This is a genomic window from Bacillus altitudinis, from assembly GCF_001191605.1.
GTDB lineage: Bacteria > Bacillota > Bacilli > Bacillales > Bacillaceae > Bacillus > Bacillus altitudinis.
Genome location: NZ_CP009108.1, coordinates 633,533 through 652,158, shown reverse-complemented (window position 1 = coordinate 652,158; position 18,626 = coordinate 633,533). Strand labels below are relative to the sequence as shown.

The following is an 18,626-nucleotide window of genomic DNA, read 5'->3' as shown; positions in this document are numbered from 1 at the left end:
AGGCTTCGGAGAGATCCGAAGCCTTATGAGTTTATCATACATTGAAATAAGACGCTAGCTGCTCGTTTGCTAATCGGTTTCCAACAAAGAAGGAACCAAACTCGCCGTAACGTGCACTCACTTCATCAAATCGCATTTCGTAAACCAATTTTTTAAATTGAAGCACATCGTCAGCGAAAAGAGTGACGCCCCACTCATAATCATCAAAGCCAACAGAACCTGTAATGATCTGTTTTACTTTCCCAGCATAGCTTCTGCCAATTAAGCCATGGCTTCTCATAAGGGATTTACGTTCATCCATTGAAAGCATGTACCAGTTGTCATTGCCAGAACGTCTTTTATCCATTGGATAGAAACAGACATATTGAGAAGAAGGAAGCTCAGGATAGAGGCGCGCACGTACATGCGGGTTCTCGTAAGGGTCTCCGCCATCTCCGCCTCCTGCTAAGTAGTTGCTGAGTTCAACAACTGACACGTAAGAATAAGCTGGAATCGTAAACTCAGCTAGTCGTGTCTTGTTGAATTCAAGTTCAATTTCACCTAGTTCTTCCATGGTCGGACGTAAAATCATGAGCATAATATCTGCTTTTTGGCCGACAATACTATAGATTGTTTGGCTTCCAGCCTGATGGTGCTCAGCTGTTTTCCATTTTTCTAATAGACCTGTGAACTCATGAATGATCGCTTGACGCTCATCGCTTGTCAGCAGCTTCCAAGCCGTCCAGTCGATCGTTCTAAAATCATGCAGCGCATACCAGCCATCTAGTGTTTGAGCTGCTTCATTTGTTGTATGTTGTTCGCTCATTTCTTTCACTCCTATTTACAGTTTTCCATCTGTTCCAACTATAACATAGTTTGTCCAAATGAAGATGTGATCAAAACTTGAACGACGAAAACGCTTTTCTAGAAATTGATTTAATTAGTTTGAAAAATAAGAATTTAAATTGTAAGCGCTATAATGTAAGTTGGTAGTTTGAATTTATGTAGAAGAAGAGTATGCTTAAAAGAGAACGCTTTTTTTGTAAAATCAAGGAGGGTATTGAAGTGGCAGATATTTTTTCAACAGTTCAGGAAAAGGTTGCAGGTAAAGGAGTTAAGATCGTTTTTCCTGAGGGAATGGACGAACGCATTCTAACAGCCGTTCAAAAACTAGCAGATGGCAAAGTATTGCAGCCAATTGTTGTAGGTAAGAAGGAAGAAGTAGAAGCAAAAGCAAAAGAATTAGGTCTTACACTTGATGGTGTTGACGTGTATGATCCTCATACATATGAAGGTTTTGACGATCTTGTACAAGCTTTCGTCGAAAGACGTAAAGGCAAAGCGACAGAAGAGCAAGCGAGAAAAGCATTACTGGATGAAAACTACTTCGGTACAATGCTTGTGTATAAAGGCCTTGCAGACGGCCTTGTAAGCGGAGCAGCACACTCAACTGCTGACACAGTGCGCCCAGCACTTCAAATCATTAAAACAAAAGAAGGCGTAAAGAAAACTTCTGGCGTCTTCATTATGGCTCGCGGCGAAGAGCAATATGTGTTTGCTGATTGTGCGATCAACATTGCACCAGACAGCCAAGATCTTGCTGAAATTGCGATCGAAAGTGCAAACACAGCAAAAATGTTTGACATCGAACCACGTGTAGCAATGCTTAGCTTCTCTACAAAAGGTTCAGCAAAATCAGACGAAACAGACAAAGTATCTGAAGCGGTTCGCATTGCAAAAGAAAAAGCACCTGAGCTTGTTCTTGATGGAGAGTTCCAATTCGATGCAGCTTTCGTTCCTTCAGTGGCAGCGAAAAAAGCACCAGATTCCGTCATCAAAGGCGATGCTAGCGTATTTGTTTTCCCTAGCCTTGAAGCAGGAAACATTGGCTACAAAATTGCCCAGCGCTTAGGTAACTTTGAAGCTGTAGGTCCAATCCTACAAGGTCTAAATCAGCCAGTAAACGATCTTTCAAGAGGCTGTAATGCCGAAGACGTTTACAATCTTGCGCTGATTACAGCAGCTCAAGCACTATAAAATAGCATCTCGACTAGAGCAGTCAGTACGATAGATTCGTGCTGGCTGTTTTTTTATTTTGTCCAAATGTGTACAATAAAGAGTGAAAAGAAAACACGAATCGTAGATAAAGCCGATAGGATAGGCAGGTGCTATAATGGAGGATTTAATATATAAACTTCAGCATAAGGTCGCATTTTTAACCGATGCGCAGAGGAGAATTGCAGATTATATCGTACAAAATCCAATGGAAGTCGCTTTTTTAACTGTCGATAAATTGGCGTCAAAAGTCGGGACGAGTACAGCAACGATCATGCGCTTCTCTGCTGCTGTGGGGTATTCCGGTTTTTCTGAATTCCAAAAAGAGCTTCAATCAGCTATGAAGCATAAAGCCGACCCTCAAACGAGACTTGAAGCGAATCTCAAGCATTCAAATAAAAATAAGCTCCTGCATGACCATGTAGAACTGCAATTTCAAAATATCCAGTATGCACTAGACAATATCACGGAAGAAACCTTTCAGCAGATTGTTGGGAAAATAGCCAGCGCACGCCACGTTTTGTGTACAAGTGTTCGAAGTGGAAGACCTGTTGGTGAGTATCTGTCACTCGGAATCAATCGGTTATTGGGGAATTGCCAATACATTGATGCAGACAAAAGCGACTGGGTGGATGATTTGGTTCATTTCAACTCGGGTGATTTCATTATAGCTGTCAGCTATCCGCGCTATGCAAAGCGTATGAAAGATTTGATGGAAGCAGCGAAGTCTTATGGGGTGGAAGTCCTTTTAATTACAGACAGCTACAGCTCTCCATTAACCAAATATGCACAATATGTATTACCATGTTCCTCAGCAAGTGTAGGCTCTCATAACTCTGTCGTATCTGCTATCTTTATCGTCGATTACATTTTAAGTGCCTTAGCGATGAATGATCCTGAAAGAACAAAACCACGTTTAGATCAAATCAATCATATGTTAACGAAAATGAGTTACCACACAACACATTAGTCGTGTGGAACTCATTTTTTTATTTTTGAAAGCGCTTTACTAATTGAAAATGAGGTGGTATGATCATATCACGAAAGTAATAAATATTACTTTAATAAAAATAATTGTAATGAATATAACTCAAAGGGGATGATGGAAACAATGAGTACTGTTCATTTCGTGTCAAATGATCTTATCGCTAGGGCAAAAAAGCTTAACTCGACCTTGCTGTCAGACGTAATGGGATGCACCGGCGCGATGGATCATCAAATCAAACCAGTTGCGAAAGGCATGAATGTAGTCGGCACAGCTTTTACTGTTAGCTTACGGCCAGGGGATAATTTATTTCTTCATCAAGCGATCTACTCTGCTAAAGAAGGAGATGTACTGATTGTTGATGGAAAAGACCATAAGGGTCATGCCTATTTAGGGGAATTGATGGCACATTCAGCAAAGGCTGTAGGAATAGAAGGAATCGTGATTGACGGGCTTGTTCGCGACAAACTCTCTTTAGAGGAGCTGGCTTTTCCAATCTACAGCAAGGGATTTATGCCAAACGGACCTTTTAAAGATGGTCCTGGGGAATTGAATCAAACCATCTCGTGCGGCGGTGTCAAAGTAGCCCCAGGTGATCTAGTGATTGCTGACGATGATGGAGTCGTCATCGTTCCAAAGGAAAAGGCGGAACACCTGCTGACACTAGCGGAAGAGAAACAAGCGTATGAACATCAGAGATTAAAAACGATTCAACAGTATGTGGACGAAGGAAAGCAAGACATCAGTCTCTTAGCACCGGCATGGCTGGAAGGCAGAATGAAAAAATTTCAAGGATAGGGGAATCGGTGATGAAAATAGGCTTTATCGGATATGGTGAAGCAGCATATGAGCTGTCAACGGGATTGAAAACAGAAGGATTAGACCAATTTTATGCGTATGATGTCCTATTACTAAGTGAGAAATTAGCTGGCTCGTTGAAAGAAAAAGCATCGCAAACAGGCGTTCAATTAACGAGCAGTATTAGCGAAGTCATTGAGAAATCTGATCTTGTGATTGCAGCTGTGCCAGCGAATAAAACCTTAGAAGTGGCACAATCCGTATCGGGAAGTTTGAAAAAGAATCAATTATATGTAGATGTATCGGCATCAACACCAGACATCAAAAAACAAGTAGCAAACGAAATTGAAAAGCAAGAAGCTCTATTTGTAGATGCCGCCATGCTAGGGCCTCTTCCAATCAACAAACACAAGGTTCCGATCACGGCAAGCGGCAGTGGAGTTGACCAATTCATGAAAGTGATGAATGCTTATGGCATGAATATCACAAAAATTAGTGACCAGCCAGGAGATGCTTCGGCACTAAAGCTAATCAGAAGCATTTATATGAAGGGGATTGTCGGTCTCTTGATTGAATTTTTGCAAATTTCCAAAAAATATAATGTGGAACATCAAGTGATTTCTTCACTAAGCGATACAATCGATAGCAAAAGTTTTGAAGAGACCATGAACCGTCTTGTGACAGGGAGTGCATTGCATGCAAAAAGACGGGCGATTGAGCTGCTTGGCTCTATTGAAATGCTAGATGAAGCAGAGATTGATGCCAGCATGTCTCGGGCAGCACAACAGAAGCTTGAGAGATTAGCAGACTTTCACTTTGCTGAACGATTTGACGGGGTAAAACCTGCTAGCTGGGAAGAAGTCATTGACGTGATGCAGCAAGGGGAATAAATTGTAAGCGTTTTATTTAATAAAGGGGAGGCGAAGAAACGATATGGGTTTTATTGCGTTGATTGTGTTCATAGCTGTCATCATTATATGGAATGTTATGGTGAAACGGAATATGGGAGAAGCCATGCTACTAGGCTTTATTGCGACCACATTATTTGGCGGATTGGATGCATTAAGACTTTTCTGGGATGGTTTAATCTTTGCATCCACATATGAGGTGCTTTATGCAGCTGTTGCATTTGTATTCATGGCCTATTTAATCGAAAAGTTGGAATTAATTCATGCACTCTTACGAATCCTAAATTCGGTTGTAGGCAAACTTCCTGGCGGAGCGGCTTATATGAGTACGTTAGGTTCAGCAGTGTTAGGCGCTCTTTCAGGTTCAAATTCTGCAAACACAGCTGCGACTGGCTCTATCACCGCCTCTTGGATGATTAAATCCGGGTGGAGCCGGACCCACACGGCCACGATTCTAGCAGGGAATGGCGGACTTGGAGCGGCACTGCCTCCGAACTCTTCCATGTTTATCATGCTTGGTTTTGCCCCAGTTGCCGCCCTTGTATCTGAGGGAGATTTATATATTGCCCTTCTAATAGGAGGACTGTATCAAGTCGTATACCGATTTATTTTGGTGTATCTTCTGGTGAAAAAGAATAAAATTCAGGCCATGCCGCCAGATGATATTCTTCCTTTCTGGGAAGCGGTAAAACAAGGGTGGAAGTCGATCTTTATTTTTTTCGGTGCCTTGATTCCTATCATGATCACCATTGGTCCGTTTGCAAACTACTTAAAAAGTAATCCAAACATCGGACCGGAGGCAATGGATCAAATTTCTTTAATTACGTGGATTCCGATTCTCATGATATTAATTAGTCTAACAATTGGAAGAAAAAAGGCGTCTGCACTTGATTGGTCTCAGTTTTTCAAGTCGGCTATTCCTAAGTTTACAACGATCGGAGCTTTGATGCTGTTTGCAGTGGCTGCTAGTCAAGTGCTTGCTGAATTAGGGCTCGCAGATGATTTGACGCAAATCACATCAGTACTTGCCATTCCGAAATGGCTCATGGTGCTCATTGTGGGTGTTCTTGTCACACTGGTGGCAGGCCCTCTATCTTCAACAGCGACATTAACAGCAGTTGGACTTGTCTCATTTTCAGCTTTAATCTCAGTTGGAGTGGACCCAGTTGTGGCTGTAGTTGCCATTCTTGCTTTTTCATCAACTGAAGGCGCTTCCCCGCCTGCATCAGGGTCCATATTTATCGCTTCTGGTCTTGCAGGGGCCAGACCAGAAAAAACCTTTATCCCACTGATCCTCTATTATATGCTTCCGATCGTTGGCATTGGCTGGCTCATTGGAATGGAGATACTTCCCGTATAGAAAGGAGAAACAGATGAGAGTATTGATGGAATTCTTATTTAAAGTGCTGCTTGTCCTATTTCTAACGTCAGGAACGTTGTTGGTATTCGGTCAAATACTAGGAATACTCTTGCAAAAGGGAGATATGATCATTGCTAGTACAAACCTATTTAAAAACCCAACACTGGTGTTAAGTGCCTTTTTTAGCCTTGTCGGGTTTTCACTCCATTATATCCCTGAGAAGAAAGACGCTGCATGTAACGATCATGGCTCAGCATCAGTCGGTTAGACTTTAAAATAAGCATCAAAAGCTGGATCCTATCGAAGGATTCAGCTTTTTTTATGTGAATTAGGTATAAAAACCCAATACATACGATTCATTTTTTAGTGAATTCGTTTTCAATCATATGCCTCTTGTGCTAGTAAATGGTAACATAACGGAGGACTATTTGAGGAATAGAGGTGTTTGACGATGTCTGGAGCTATCATCGGTTATACAACAGCCTTGTATTCGTTAAAGGCAGACATATCCATAAAAAAAGAACAAATCATAGAACTGAACATGTGTCGAAAAGAAATAAAAGAAGCAAAGTCTGCTCTGGCAGATGCTAACAAGAAAATGACTCATCCAGATCTGACATCACATACATGGTTTGGCCATCTCGCAGATACGTTTGATGACATTCGAGACGAGATGGCATCCGCCAGTCAAGAGATAAAAAGTGTACAGCTGACCAATCTAGTGAACCGAATTGATGAGAAAATCAGCGACTTAAAATCAGAGATCCATTCATTAGAACATGAAATTCATTCGGTTGAAAGAAAAATAGAGAAAGAAAAGCAGAAACAACTGGAAGAAAAAAGAGGGTAGTCACATGAGCAGAGAAATTAAAATAGATGCCAGTCAGGTCAAACGAGTATTGCAGCATGCAAAACAATCAGGCGCTCAAATGAATGCAACACTTCCAACAACCATCAAAGGAAGAAATCAGCTCCTGACGGCAGACACATTAGAAAAAATCAATCAGCAGCTGAACGAATTAAGTACATCCTATATAGACATTCTTCAGAAACAACTTGTACAAACAGAACAAGCGGTGAACACCATGATCGAAACGGACAAGGCGCTTGCTTCCAGCAGTAAAAGAAAATGAAGGAGAACGCAATGAAAACCCTTGATGCTTTTGCGCTAATAAACGGAATTGACCAAACGCTGAATACATTAAAACAGCAATCACAACAGATTAGATCCATAGAAAAACAAATCCAACAGATCATCTCACTTGATGGCGCACTAAAGGGAGAGGCGGGACAAGCCATCCGCTCCTTTTATACAGAATGCCATATTCCCTTCCTGCAATTTTTTCAGGTTGTCATTGAGGAGTACAGCTCTGCGCTCAAACAAACAAAGCAGGCGCTTCATACCCTTGAATCAAATCAGCATGGCTTTATATCACAAGCTTTTATTGAACACGAACTTGATTCAGGTTTAAAAAAAGCAGAGCGAGCGATTTCTGACATTGTTTCAGATGTGAGCCAGGCGATCGGCAGGGTCAGTCATATCGTTCACTTGCCTCATGTAGACGAGTCTGCTTTTCAACAGAGCTATCAAAAAGCGTGGCTTGAGACATCCAGAACCATTGGACTGCTCCATGCCTTTGACAGAGAACAAACAAGTGCTATGAATGAAACAACAAGTGCATTGCAAACAATGAAGCAATACATCAACACGCTAAGCACCATGTTCACCGGTCCAAAAATCGACATCACGAGCTATCAAAAAGGGTCTATTTTCAAAGACACAAAAGAAGAAAAAGTAAGCAGCACGATCAGCGGATTGAATGACAAAATAGACAATCCGAAAGACAATCCGATGATGATCATGCTGAAGAAATTGAATGAGAAAGAACAGGCGAATGTGGATACGGTGGTTCGAGAAATGTCGTCTAGTAAAATTAATCAAACCACCGTAACCTTAAATGGAAAAGTATACAAGTTAAATGAGTACAAAAAGATTAACTTCGAAAATGCAAAGACGGTTGAAGTCATGAGAGATGGAATGCTGTATCGGTTACGGATATCAGAAAAAAACAAAGTAACGATTGAGAGCGTTAAACCGATTTCTGATGTGAAAACAGGCGATCAACCCCAAAATATTTTAAATGCAGCAGTTGAATTTACAGGAATAAACGACGCGATTCGGGTTATTACAGGAAGAGATCCAATAACAGGTGATAAAGTCGCAGGTATGGATCGTTTGGTATCAGGGGTGTACATGGTTCCAAGCGCTAACATTGTTAAAGTGGGGAAATATGTTTTTAAGATTATTAAAGGGGAGAAGGTAGCTAAGAGGGTTGAGAAGAGTGCAAAGGGTATTGGAAGAGGAGAACAAATATTAGATAAAGTTAAAACCTATGAACAAGCCAGAAATAAGACAGTAGACTTAGTTGGAGACCTAGGACCCAATGCACAACCATATACAGGTACGCTTAAGTCGAGTGCTGGGTATGGTAAAGTTGTTGGTAGGCAGTCTGCTGACGGAAAAGTAAGATGGAGATTAGATTATGATCCTAATAAGGGACCACATATAAATATTGAAGATTTTCGTAATGGCAAAGGAGCTAATGCAAAGAAAATCGCTATACCATTTGAAGGTAACGAAGGTACTTTTAAATCTTTATTAAAACATCTGAATAGATAAGGAGATTTTATATGAGTTTATTTGAAGAATGTATTGAGGCACTTGGTGAGAATGTACACGTTTTATATGATAATAGTAGGGAGAAAATATTAAGCCATTTTGAAAGTTCATTTCCATTTTCTGATTGGGGGCAAATTGAATGGAAAAATTTATCTTCTTATGCTGAAGTGAATACGTTTGATGAGATACAATCCTTTTTAAATCAAAAAATGGATGAGTATAATGATGTTGTTTATATCATTTGGGATGAAGGGACGTTACCAATTATTCAATCTACTTTAGATAAAGTTTTTGAAGCTATAGATGATGTTACTGCAGTCAGTTTTGATACATGGATTTTTTCACCATCTTCTGGTTATGTTATTGAAATATTTCATGATGGTGAAGTGAAAGTAGGATTAAAGTAGGGATGTAATAGAATGATGAATAATGATTGGATAACTGTTCAGGAAGTTGAAGATGATACTCAAATATGGGCCGGAACCGTAGTTAGAGTTTTTACGGAGGAATTAAATAAGGATAACCTAGAAGGTAATTTCTATGATTACATCGTTTCTTTTATTTATGATAACAATGAATATTTACAATTAACCTGTCTTACTCAAGGTGAGGGTGGAAATATTGTTTGTGTATTGCAAACAGAACCAGATTCTAATTATTCATTAGGTAAGGAATTAAAAAGAATGATGGATGATGGTACAAACTCTGTTTTTGTGAAATTTTCACCTGAATGTATCGTTAACTGAACCTCTAATAGGAGTGGGAAAGACCAGGTTCTTTTCGAAAAAAATGAGAATAAGTGATAGAAAAGGTGACCGTATTGAAAATAAAAAAAATAAACTGGATTTCACAAGAAGCCTCAGAAGCTGAAGTGATTGTAACAGATGGCGAACTGGAAATAATGTGTTTTGCTCAACCATTAAATTACCTTGAAGAAAATGAACTATTAGAACCTATTTATTGTTTAGATGTGTCAGACTTAGTGAAAGCTGAATTGTCAGAGTATAGAATTGAAAAATTAGATGATAATTTCAGTTATAGTTTTTTAGGACAATTAATTGATAAGCGTGATGAAAAAGTGAAGGTAGGCGGACTTTTATTAGAATTGGATTGCAATATACCGGGAGATATAAATGAAGGCGATTTTATAAGTTTTAATTGTCAACGGTTAGATATTTATTAGTATGAGCCGAAGTCTTAAGGAGCATTAAATGCACAAAAAACAAGAACTAACGAAACAAATCCAAACGGTCATCAACATCCTAGAAAAAGAATATTCGCAAGAGATCCATCAAGGTGTACTTGAATTAATATATAGAAGATACAAGAATGCCCAAAGAATCATGCAAGCCAATGATGATCTCCAAAAGATCTTTATCATTGGCGGAGTTAGGGCTTACTTGGATAGTCATAATGACTATCTAAATCCATTCTTAGATGAATTACATAAAGCGGAAAGTCTACTAAAAGAACTGTTGTATTGATTATATAGTGATATGTAGAAGTCTTTCTATTAGAAAGCGATACAAAAACACAGAAAGGAATTCGTATGAATCAGAAAAAACACATCAACAAAAAAACAGTCAATTGGCTATTAAGCATCAGTGTTCTTCTCGTCATTGGGACAGCTTTTATGAGAGGGGTTTATGTCCCACATGCCGGTTCGGTTTATCGGGGTTTTCCCATTGATTGGCTAGTCCTGCATTCAAATTATGGTGTTGAATTTCTATTTTTTGGTTTTATACTCGATGTCATCATTTTCTATTTTCTATTAAAGGTGCTCCTGCGGGTGTATAAAATGATTATGACAAAATCAGCTGAATAAACGCTAGTTCAACCTTTTAGGAGGCTTTCAAAATGATTCATTTTTCTCAGATTCCCAACCTGGTCATAAACAAACCAGCAAGTGATATACATATCAAAGAGGCAGAATCCCAGCTAAACATGGTGCTGCCCCATGCTTATAAGACCTTGCTGAAACAGACAAATGGATGTTCCGTCGAAGGCGATGTTCTTCTATACGGAACTGAAGACATAGTAGAACGCAATAAAACATGGGAAGTCCATCATTATGCCAGCGGCTATGTAGCCATTGGTGACGATGGCGGAGGGCGAGTATTTCTTATGCGGCAGGCAGAAGAAGAGAAAAAAGTGTGGATCGTCGATGCTGGTGTGATGGACCCTCAGCATGCGGAATTGGTGGCTGAAGACTTGTTAAGCTGGGTAAGTCACGGCTGTTTCATAGAAGTTTAGTCTATTAAGGAGATGATCGATTTGCCGTGGAACACATTGATCGCTGCATGCCTCGTGGTTGGGGTTCCTGTCGTTTTGATTGCAGCTGTTTATTTCATCTCGAAAAGGAAGAACAAGAAAACCAAAGCATCCAGTTGAAAAGCTCTGTGACGTTCCTTGTCATAGAGCTTTTTTCTCTCTCATTCTCCCTCCATGTTATAATAAACACAGTTTATGAACGAGAGGATATGCAGGACATGAAAAATGAACCTATTGAGTTATTGACGCAGCCGACATGGCGAATCATAGATCAATCGAGCCTTGGTCTCTATGTAGACCCAAAGCAATCTTTTGCGATGGATGATACGCTTTGTGCGTCGGTTGGGAAAGGGCTCTCACCAGCGACAGCGCGTTCTTGGGTGCACCACAATACGATCGTTCTTGGGATTCAGGATACAAGACTTCCATTTCTCCAAGATGGTGTAAAGCTTCTTGAGGAAGAGGGATATCGCGTGATTGTACGCAATTCAGGCGGTCTTGCTGTTGTGCTGGATGAAGGCGTACTGAATGTGTCTTTAATCTTTGCTGAACAAAAGAAGGGCATTGATATTGACCGAGGATATGATGCGATGGTGGAATTAATCCGCCGGATGCTGTCGATGTATGAGGTGGACATTGAAGCCTATGAAATTGTCGGCTCTTACTGTCCAGGTAGCTACGATTTGAGCATCAATGGAAAGAAATTTGCCGGCATTTCTCAGCGTAGATTACGCGGAGGGGTCGCTGTGCAAATCTATTTGTGTGCAGATGGAAGCGGCCGGGAACGAGCTGATTTGATTCGCCGTTTTTATGAGGCAGCCTTAAAGGATAAACGGCATGAGGTGAAAGCGGTATTCCCTGATATACAGCCTGATACGATGGCATCCCTATCAGAATTAACTGGAAAACCCATTGACTGTGCGCTTCTCATGCGTCTTTTACTTGAAGAACTTCAAAAGCTGAGCGAGCAACTGACCGCTTCAGGGTTGACCACCGAGGAACAGCTGGAGTTTGAGAAAAACATGACGCGGATGATTGAGCGGAATGAGAAAGTGTTCTCGTAAACATATCTTTCCAGCCATCTTAAAAATAGGGGTGATGTAATGGAAACGAAACTTCTGAAAGCGATTGAACTTCGAGAAAGTGGACAACTTCAAGAATCCAATGACATGCTCATCCGTCTTGTAGAAAAGTATCCAGATCATGCCTCCATTCACTATCAATGTGCTTGGAGTTATGATGTGTTAGGGAAGGAAAAACAAGCTGTCTTTTTTTATGAGAGGGCGCTTGAGCTAGGTTTGTCTTCAGAAGAAAGAGAAGATGCTTTTTTAGGATTAGGAAGTACATACAGAACCTTAGGGGAATATGAAAAGTCAAAACAGATATTCCTCCATGCGATGGAAGCTTATCCGCATAATAAAGCCATTCAAACGTTTTATGCCATGACTTTGTATAATTTAAATGAACATAGCAAAGCAATGGAAATATTACTGAACTGTTTAACTGAGACGACAAACGATCCTGCTATTTTGAGTTATCGAAAGGCCATTGACTTTTATTCAGATCAGTTAGATCGATTGTGGAAATGATTTATATAGAAATGGAGGGGCAATGTTATGAAAGAATCCCCTCCTTTGCTATGACATTTTATATGTGATAGTCCTTTATGACATAAGAAAGAAGGAAAATGTTTTGTCATTCATCACCACGTATTACCCGCTGTTTATGCTTTGTATTTTGTCTCTTTTGTATATGATATATCGTATCCAGCCAATGGCTTCTACTGTGAAAAAAATCATCATTGTGCTATGTGTGTTAACAAATGCTGCCTATATTTGCTGGCGTCTCTTCTTTACATTGCCGCATGAAGGTACTTTTAATATTGTCATGGGCATTTTGCTTGTTGCCTGTGAATGCATTGGGTTTATCCAGCTGCTTGTGTTTTATACACTTGTTTGGAAGCCTTCAAATCGGAAACAAGTCATGATCAGTGATCTTGAAAGGCTGCCAACAGTTGATATTTTCATAGCTACATATAATGAACCGATTGAGGTGCTGAAACGCACTGTTGCAGGTTGTTTGAATCTCTCTTATCCGAAGGAAAGCGTTCAAATTTATTTATGTGATGATGGCAATAGGGAAGCTGTAGAGCAGCTTGCTTCTGAGTTTGGTGTTCATTATCTGACAAGAACAGATAACAGATTTGCTAAGGCAGGTAATTTAAATCATGCGATGTCTCAAACGGATGGAGAGCTGATTCTGACACTTGATGCAGATATGGTCCCTCTTCCTTCCTTTTTAGAAAAAACAGTGCCCTATTTTCATGATGGAGCAACTGCGTTTGTTCAAGTTCCACAGGCGTTTTATAACGAAGATCCTTTCCAATATAATATGTTCTCGAAAGATCGAATTCCAAATGAGCAGGACTTCTTCATGCAAACTCTCCAAGCTGGTAAGGATCGGTTTAATGCCGTCATGTATGTTGGGAGTAATACGGTATTTAGAAGAACGGCATTAGATGAAATTGGCGGATTTGCTACTGGAGTGATTACAGAAGACATGGCAACAGGAATGCTTCTCCAGGGGAAATTCAAATCTGTGTCTGTCGGAGAAGTATTAGCCGTCGGTCTGGCACCTGAAAGCTGGCTTGATCTGTTAAAGCAGAGAGATCGCTGGTCGAGAGGGAACATTCAGTGTGCCCGTAAGTTTAATCCTTTGAAGGTGCGCGGCTTAACGCTGATGCAGAGAGTTCTTTATTTAGATGGCATTTTGTATTGGTTTAACGGTTTGTTTAAAATGATTTACATTCTCACACCGATTTTGTTTTTATTGTTTGGTATTCAAAGTTTCTGGGCAGATTTCCAGTCCGTTTTCATGTTTTGGCTGCCGGCGTTCTTTAGCTCGTATTTAGCATTTAAACTTGTGTCGAATCAAAAAAGAAGTATGTTTTGGAGTCATATTTATGAAAGTTCAATGGCATTCCACTTAGCTGGTGTGGCACTCAGTGAACTGTTCCTGAAGAAACGGGTTGAATTTCTGGTGACACCGAAGGGAATTCAAACGGACAAAAGGCATTTTCATTTGAAAACGATGATTCCCCATCTGCTCTTCTTGCTGCTCTCATTGCTTGCCCTTGTGAAAATAGGTTACGATGTGAAGGTAAATGGGACGATGAACGCTGATCTCATGTTGATTAATATTTTTTGGGTGCTTTATAACGGTGCAGGTTTATTCATGGCACTGCTTGTGGCGTTTGATCGACCGCGTTACCGGAAATCAGAGCGATTTGTCATTGAAAAAGAGGGGCATCTTCGTTCTGATCATCAAGATCAGTCGATTGCTTGTTTTCTACTAGATATGAGTGATTCAGGTGCGCGCCTATCCATTCCATTGGACCAAGCGTCTTCTCTTTATCAAGGACAAACGCAATTATTTTTTTCAGAGAATGAAAGTGTGGCGTGTGACGTGGTTTGGAGCTATCCAGAGGGAGACAAGCTGATGGTTGGTGTTGCTTTTACTGACACACAAAAATCAGAGTATTTATCACTAATCCGTTTCTTATTCACACGAGAGCATGTAGCGATGACGGATCGTGAGAAAAAATCGTATGCTGTTCGGACGTTTCTCCGCTTTTTAAGAGAAACGGAGAAGGTACCAAAGGCTCTGCGTCGCAAATGGATGAGAAGGCCATTGCAAGGTGTGACAGGCACGATCGCCTATGAGGACCGACTAGAAGAGAAGGTGCCGGTGATCATACATGATATCAGTTTATCTGGGTGCAAAATTGAGTTTGAAGATTCAATTGAATTAAATGGGAAAGTGCTGATCACCATTGACACAGAATCTCTAACGGATCAGCCGGCGATTGCGATTTGGACATCACAAAAACGCAGACGTACAATGGCCGGACTCAAGTTTGTTCAGCCTGAAATCAAGCAGATAGAAGAAAGAGAGGGAGTGGTTTCTTGAAATCCAAAAATGGCGGTTATCTCTATTTATTATGGCTTCCTGTCATCATAGGAGCCGGCTACTGCATTTCGCTTTTCGTGCCGTTTCTTCAACCTGTACTGACGCTTGGTATCGCAGGGCTTTATATTTTTATCTTTGGTGATTTTCAGGTGAGGCAAGTTAGGTATATTTTTATGTTCGTCTTCTTGATCAATGTCCTTTTTAGTGTGATGCTATTTTTGGATATTTAAAAAAGTGCTTCCCGCAGGTGGGGAGCACTTTTTGGTTATTCAGCCATTTTTTCAAGGTTGCCGTTCCGGTCCATTTTAAAGGTTGGTGCGGCACTGTCGTCCTCTTCAAACAAAACTAGTTTTCTTGCACGGTTCATGATTTTGACGAGTGTTTCATAATCTTCTTGAATGGTGAGCTGATCCTTTTCAAGCTTTTTCACTTCAGCTTCTAGTTGAGCCACTTTATGTGAAAGTTCGTTGTTTTCTCGTTTTAACCGGCTGTTTTCCATCCGTAAGGCAGAGGATTGCTGTCCATCGCCTTCATAGCGGCGTAAGAAATCAATGATATCCTCAATGGTTAACTCTTGGCGCTGCCCAAATGGATTGGCTTCTGGCTTTTTCTCTGTCACTTGAGAAGCCTGTGACAATAAATGTGATAAACTAGCTAACTCTTCATTGTAGCTTTGATCCACAAACTGAAGCTGGTCGGCTGTTTCGGCTGCAGGTGCAAACGTTTCTTCTTGCGCAGGTTCCAGTTCTTGAGAGAACTCTTCCTGTGTGATCGTTTCTTCAACTTGCGGCTGATAGAGCAAACGTTTTTTCGCAGGCTGCCCATTGCCGAGTGCACGCATGCGTTGTTTACGCTGTTTTTTGGCAAGTGCCAATGCTTTTTCATATTGATGCCTCACGACAGCATTCCATCTAAATCCGCATGCCGCTGAGGTACGGTTTAGCTTGTCTCCCACTTCTTCAAATGCGTTCAGCTGTGTACTGCCCTCTCTGACGTGACGTAAGACGGTTTCTGCCAGAAGGAGATCATTTTCCTCTGACCAAGCATCTTGTCTTTGTTTTGACATGTGTTTAAACCCCCATAAGATTTGATGGTATTAGATTAGCCAAGTTGAAGAAGGTTTATACAAGTTTGCTAAAAGGATAGTGGAAAATACTAGCTTTTATGTGAATACGTCTCTGTGCTGACAAAGCTTCTTGCAACTCCAGTCGCTTCGATGTACAATGTTGGGTGGTATATTATTCACTCTTAGTTGTCCAACTGTTTCATATAGAATGAAGTTTCATCATTGAAAGGAAGCGTAAGAACATGGCTAATGAGTTTCGCGTATGTGACGATTGTGATGCGACGAACCTAAAAACGTTATTGCCTCGACTTAAATCGGTTGACCCTGATGCAAAAATTGAGATTGGCTGTCAATCGTATTGCGGTCCAGGACGAAAAAAGGCTTTTGCGTTTGTGAACAATCGCCCATTATCCGCACCAACAGAAGATGAGTTACTCGAAAAGGTTCAAAAAAAAGTCAAATAAATGTCACTGAATGTGTTCAGTCGACCTAAAAAGAGGTCCGTCCCTGTCAGGTCGGGCTTTTTACGTCCGTTCAATCTATGAGAACACATTCGCCAGCAAATTCAAGGATGTTTTCGGGAAAAGTTACCCGATATAATAGAAACACGTCTTAAAAAAAGAGGGACGAAACGATGGCGTATCCAAAAGGGAAATTATCCGAAGAAAAGGTATTTAAAGATCCTGTGCACCGCTATGTTCACGTACGGGATGCATTGATATGGGATTTAATCGGAACGAGAGAGTTCCAGCGCCTTAGACGAATTAAACAGCTAGGCACCACTTATTTAACGTTTCATGGGGCAGAACACAGCCGATTTAATCATTCACTCGGTGTATACGAGATTGTCAGACGAATTGTGGATGATGTGTTTAAAGGAAGACCCGAATGGGATGAAGGGGAGCGTGAGCTTGTACTGAGTGCCGCCCTGCTTCATGACCTTGGACATGGTCCGTTTTCTCATTCCTTTGAAAAGGTCTTTCATTTAGATCATGAATCGTTTACAAGAGATATCATTTTAGGGCAGACGGAAGTAAATGAAGTGCTGCGCCGGGTCAGTGACGATTTTCCAAAGCATGTAGCAGAAGTCATTGCCAAAACGTATCAAAACAAACAGGTGGTCAGTTTGATTTCAAGTCAAATTGATGCCGACCGAATGGATTACTTGCAGCGTGATGCTTACTATACAGGCGTCAGCTATGGTCACTTTGATATGGAACGTATTTTACGCGTGATGCGTCCAAGAGAAGATCAGATTGTGATGAAACAGAGCGGGATGCATGCCGTAGAGGATTATATTATGAGCCGCTATCAAATGTACTGGCAAGTGTATTTCCACCCAGTGACCCGCAGCGCGGAGGTCATTTTAACAAAAATCCTCCATCGTGCAAAAGAGCTGCATGAAACGGGATATATTTTCACACATGCTCCTGTGCATTTTTATTCAATTTTTGAAGGAAATGTCACCACAGAGGACTATATTAAGCTGGATGAATCCATTGTCTTATTTTATTTTCAGGCGTGGGAAGATGAAGAAGATCACGTGCTGGCTGATTTGTGCCGCCGTTTTATGAACCGCCGTTTATTCCAATATACAGAGTTTAATCCAAACGAAGAAATGACGAAATATTTCAAGCTGACGGCTTTGTTCAAAGAAGCAGGAATTGATCCTGACTATTATTTAGTGGTCGATTCTTCCTCTGATTTGCCTTATGACTTCTATAGACCGGGCGAAGAAGAAGAACGGCTGCCGATCCACCTTTTGACGCAAAGTGGTCATATTAAAGAACTGTCGAGACAGTCAGATATTGTTGACGCCATTTCCGGTAAACGAAGAACCGATCATAAACTTTATTTCCCGATGGACTTAATTGTAGATATGTCGGAAAAAGCTGAAGAAAAGAAGGCGATCATGAAGCTGCTTGGATTGGGATAAGGAAGTACTGAAAAAGGAGATGTCGGGAATTTGTTGAAAGAGCATGCAAAGTTGATGAAGGTGTTCTCTGAATCTGGGGAAATCGTTGGACGGAAGAAGCTGCAAAAAATGATTTACATAGCAAAAAAGCTAGATTTGCCTTTTTACGAGAAATACGATTTTCATTTTTATGGCCCCTATTCAGAGGAGTTGACGCTCAGAATTGAAGAGCTGTGCAACCTTGGATTCTTGGACGAAATGAAGGAAAAAAAGGGCGGATACTATCAATATCGCTATTCGCTGACGGACAATGGGAAAGAGTTTCTCGATCAGTGTGAAGTGGACATGCCTGACCTCAAAGTGCTGACGCAGCAGATGAATGAGCAATCGTCTCGTTTTCTAGAGCTTGTCTCAACGATTTTATACTTTGATGATCTGCCAAAAGATGAGGTAAAGGAAAAGGTCTTCATCATTAAAAGCAAGCAGCGCTATACGGACGAAGAATTTGAGGCAGCCCTTGCGTATATTGATCAGTTGAAGGAATTGAACTAACGACAAGAACCAGTTTGTGATAGCCAATGGCTAGAACAGACTGGTTTTTATTTTGTACGCATATAGAAACAGAAACAAGTCGACCTCA

The 18,626-nt window shown here is 40.7% G+C and carries 24 protein-coding genes; 22 read left to right on the top strand and 2 right to left on the bottom strand.

Annotated features, from left to right (window positions below; translation table 11 throughout):
* Positions 1–34 precede the first annotated feature (34 nt).
* Complete coding sequence (hemQ, locus tag ID12_RS03290; protein ID WP_050826711.1) at positions 35–805, bottom strand: hydrogen peroxide-dependent heme synthase; 771 nt, start codon at positions 803–805, stop codon at positions 35–37.
* Positions 806–1,044: 239 nt separating this feature from the next.
* Here hemQ and pta point away from each other — a divergent pair, with 239 nt between their 5' ends.
* The 19 genes from pta to ID12_RS03195 all read left to right on the top strand — a co-directional run bounded on the left by pta (position 1,045) and on the right by ID12_RS03195 (position 15,235).
* A complete protein-coding gene (pta, locus tag ID12_RS03285) occupies positions 1,045–2,016 on the top strand; it encodes a phosphate acetyltransferase (RefSeq protein ID WP_017360101.1) in 972 nt (323 codons plus the stop codon).
* A gap of 136 nt (positions 2,017–2,152) precedes the next feature.
* On the top strand, positions 2,153–3,004 hold the full coding sequence (locus ID12_RS03280) for a MurR/RpiR family transcriptional regulator (protein WP_048001138.1): 852 nt from the start codon (positions 2,153–2,155) through the stop codon (positions 3,002–3,004).
* A gap of 141 nt (positions 3,005–3,145) precedes the next feature.
* Complete coding sequence (locus tag ID12_RS03275) at positions 3,146–3,817, top strand: RraA family protein (RefSeq protein ID WP_079919313.1); 672 nt, start codon at positions 3,146–3,148, stop codon at positions 3,815–3,817.
* An 11-nt stretch (positions 3,818–3,828) separates the two neighbouring features.
* Positions 3,829–4,707, top strand: a complete 879-nt coding sequence (locus ID12_RS03270; protein ID WP_050826710.1) for a prephenate dehydrogenase/arogenate dehydrogenase family protein — start codon at positions 3,829–3,831, stop codon at positions 4,705–4,707.
* 43 nt (positions 4,708–4,750) lie between these two features.
* Positions 4,751–6,085, top strand: coding sequence for a TRAP transporter large permease subunit (locus ID12_RS03265; RefSeq protein WP_050826709.1), 1,335 nt, complete (start codon positions 4,751–4,753; stop codon positions 6,083–6,085).
* Positions 6,086–6,098: 13 nt separating this feature from the next.
* Positions 6,099–6,353, top strand: a complete 255-nt coding sequence (locus tag ID12_RS03260) for a hypothetical protein (RefSeq protein WP_050826708.1) — start codon at positions 6,099–6,101, stop codon at positions 6,351–6,353.
* Between the two features lie 183 nt (positions 6,354–6,536).
* A complete protein-coding gene (locus ID12_RS03255) occupies positions 6,537–6,935 on the top strand; it encodes a YwqH-like family protein (RefSeq protein ID WP_008343584.1) in 399 nt (132 codons plus the stop codon).
* A 4-nt stretch (positions 6,936–6,939) separates the two neighbouring features.
* On the top strand, positions 6,940–7,218 hold the full coding sequence (locus tag ID12_RS03250) for a YwqI/YxiC family protein (RefSeq protein WP_008343583.1): 279 nt from the start codon (positions 6,940–6,942) through the stop codon (positions 7,216–7,218).
* 11 nt (positions 7,219–7,229) lie between these two features.
* Complete coding sequence (locus ID12_RS03245) at positions 7,230–8,765, top strand: T7SS effector LXG polymorphic toxin (RefSeq protein WP_080987760.1); 1,536 nt, start codon at positions 7,230–7,232, stop codon at positions 8,763–8,765.
* A gap of 11 nt (positions 8,766–8,776) precedes the next feature.
* The gene (locus ID12_RS03240; RefSeq protein ID WP_017360095.1) at positions 8,777–9,172 is read left to right on the top strand and encodes a CDI toxin immunity protein; all 396 of its coding nucleotides are present in this window, start codon (positions 8,777–8,779) and stop codon (positions 9,170–9,172) included.
* A 12-nt stretch (positions 9,173–9,184) separates the two neighbouring features.
* Entirely contained in the window at positions 9,185–9,511 is a 327-nt protein-coding gene (locus tag ID12_RS03235; protein ID WP_048002985.1) for a hypothetical protein, read from the top strand.
* 74 nt (positions 9,512–9,585) lie between these two features.
* A complete protein-coding gene (locus ID12_RS03230; protein WP_008343573.1) occupies positions 9,586–9,948 on the top strand; it encodes a hypothetical protein in 363 nt (120 codons plus the stop codon).
* 28 nt (positions 9,949–9,976) lie between these two features.
* On the top strand, positions 9,977–10,249 hold the full coding sequence (locus ID12_RS03225) for a hypothetical protein (RefSeq protein ID WP_017360092.1): 273 nt from the start codon (positions 9,977–9,979) through the stop codon (positions 10,247–10,249).
* Positions 10,250–10,314: 65 nt separating this feature from the next.
* Complete coding sequence (locus tag ID12_RS03220; protein ID WP_048002983.1) at positions 10,315–10,590, top strand: hypothetical protein; 276 nt, start codon at positions 10,315–10,317, stop codon at positions 10,588–10,590.
* Between the two features lie 32 nt (positions 10,591–10,622).
* Positions 10,623–11,018 carry an SMI1/KNR4 family protein gene (locus ID12_RS03215; RefSeq protein ID WP_050826707.1) on the top strand — a complete coding sequence of 132 codons (396 nt, stop codon included), beginning with the start codon at positions 10,623–10,625 and terminating at the stop codon, positions 11,016–11,018.
* A 236-nt stretch (positions 11,019–11,254) separates the two neighbouring features.
* Complete coding sequence (gene lipL, locus ID12_RS03210; protein ID WP_035702395.1) at positions 11,255–12,100, top strand: octanoyl-[GcvH]:protein N-octanoyltransferase; 846 nt, start codon at positions 11,255–11,257, stop codon at positions 12,098–12,100.
* Positions 12,101–12,139: 39 nt separating this feature from the next.
* On the top strand, positions 12,140–12,625 hold the full coding sequence (locus tag ID12_RS03205; protein WP_050826706.1) for a tetratricopeptide repeat protein: 486 nt from the start codon (positions 12,140–12,142) through the stop codon (positions 12,623–12,625).
* 103 nt (positions 12,626–12,728) lie between these two features.
* Complete coding sequence (locus ID12_RS03200) at positions 12,729–15,005, top strand: glycosyltransferase (protein ID WP_050826705.1); 2,277 nt, start codon at positions 12,729–12,731, stop codon at positions 15,003–15,005.
* Entirely contained in the window at positions 15,002–15,235 is a 234-nt protein-coding gene (locus ID12_RS03195) for a DUF5970 family protein (RefSeq protein WP_050826704.1), read from the top strand. Before ID12_RS03200 ends, ID12_RS03195 begins: the two co-directional genes overlap by 4 nt.
* A 35-nt stretch (positions 15,236–15,270) precedes the next feature.
* On the opposite strand, the gene ID12_RS03190 is transcribed toward ID12_RS03195, so the two are convergent.
* Positions 15,271–16,071 carry an RsfA family transcriptional regulator gene (locus tag ID12_RS03190; protein WP_050826703.1) on the bottom strand — a complete coding sequence of 267 codons (801 nt, stop codon included), beginning with the start codon at positions 16,069–16,071 and terminating at the stop codon, positions 15,271–15,273.
* 242 nt (positions 16,072–16,313) lie between these two features.
* Here ID12_RS03190 and ID12_RS03185 point away from each other — a divergent pair, with 242 nt between their 5' ends.
* From ID12_RS03185 to ID12_RS03175, 3 genes are all read left to right on the top strand, one after another.
* Positions 16,314–16,535 carry a YuzB family protein gene (locus ID12_RS03185; protein ID WP_003215259.1) on the top strand — a complete coding sequence of 74 codons (222 nt, stop codon included), beginning with the start codon at positions 16,314–16,316 and terminating at the stop codon, positions 16,533–16,535.
* 170 nt (positions 16,536–16,705) lie between these two features.
* On the top strand, positions 16,706–18,007 hold the full coding sequence (locus tag ID12_RS03180; protein ID WP_007497716.1) for an HD domain-containing protein: 1,302 nt from the start codon (positions 16,706–16,708) through the stop codon (positions 18,005–18,007).
* A gap of 30 nt (positions 18,008–18,037) precedes the next feature.
* The gene (locus ID12_RS03175) at positions 18,038–18,538 is read left to right on the top strand and encodes a YwgA family protein (protein WP_050826702.1); all 501 of its coding nucleotides are present in this window, start codon (positions 18,038–18,040) and stop codon (positions 18,536–18,538) included.
* Positions 18,539–18,626: the final 88 nt, after the last annotated feature.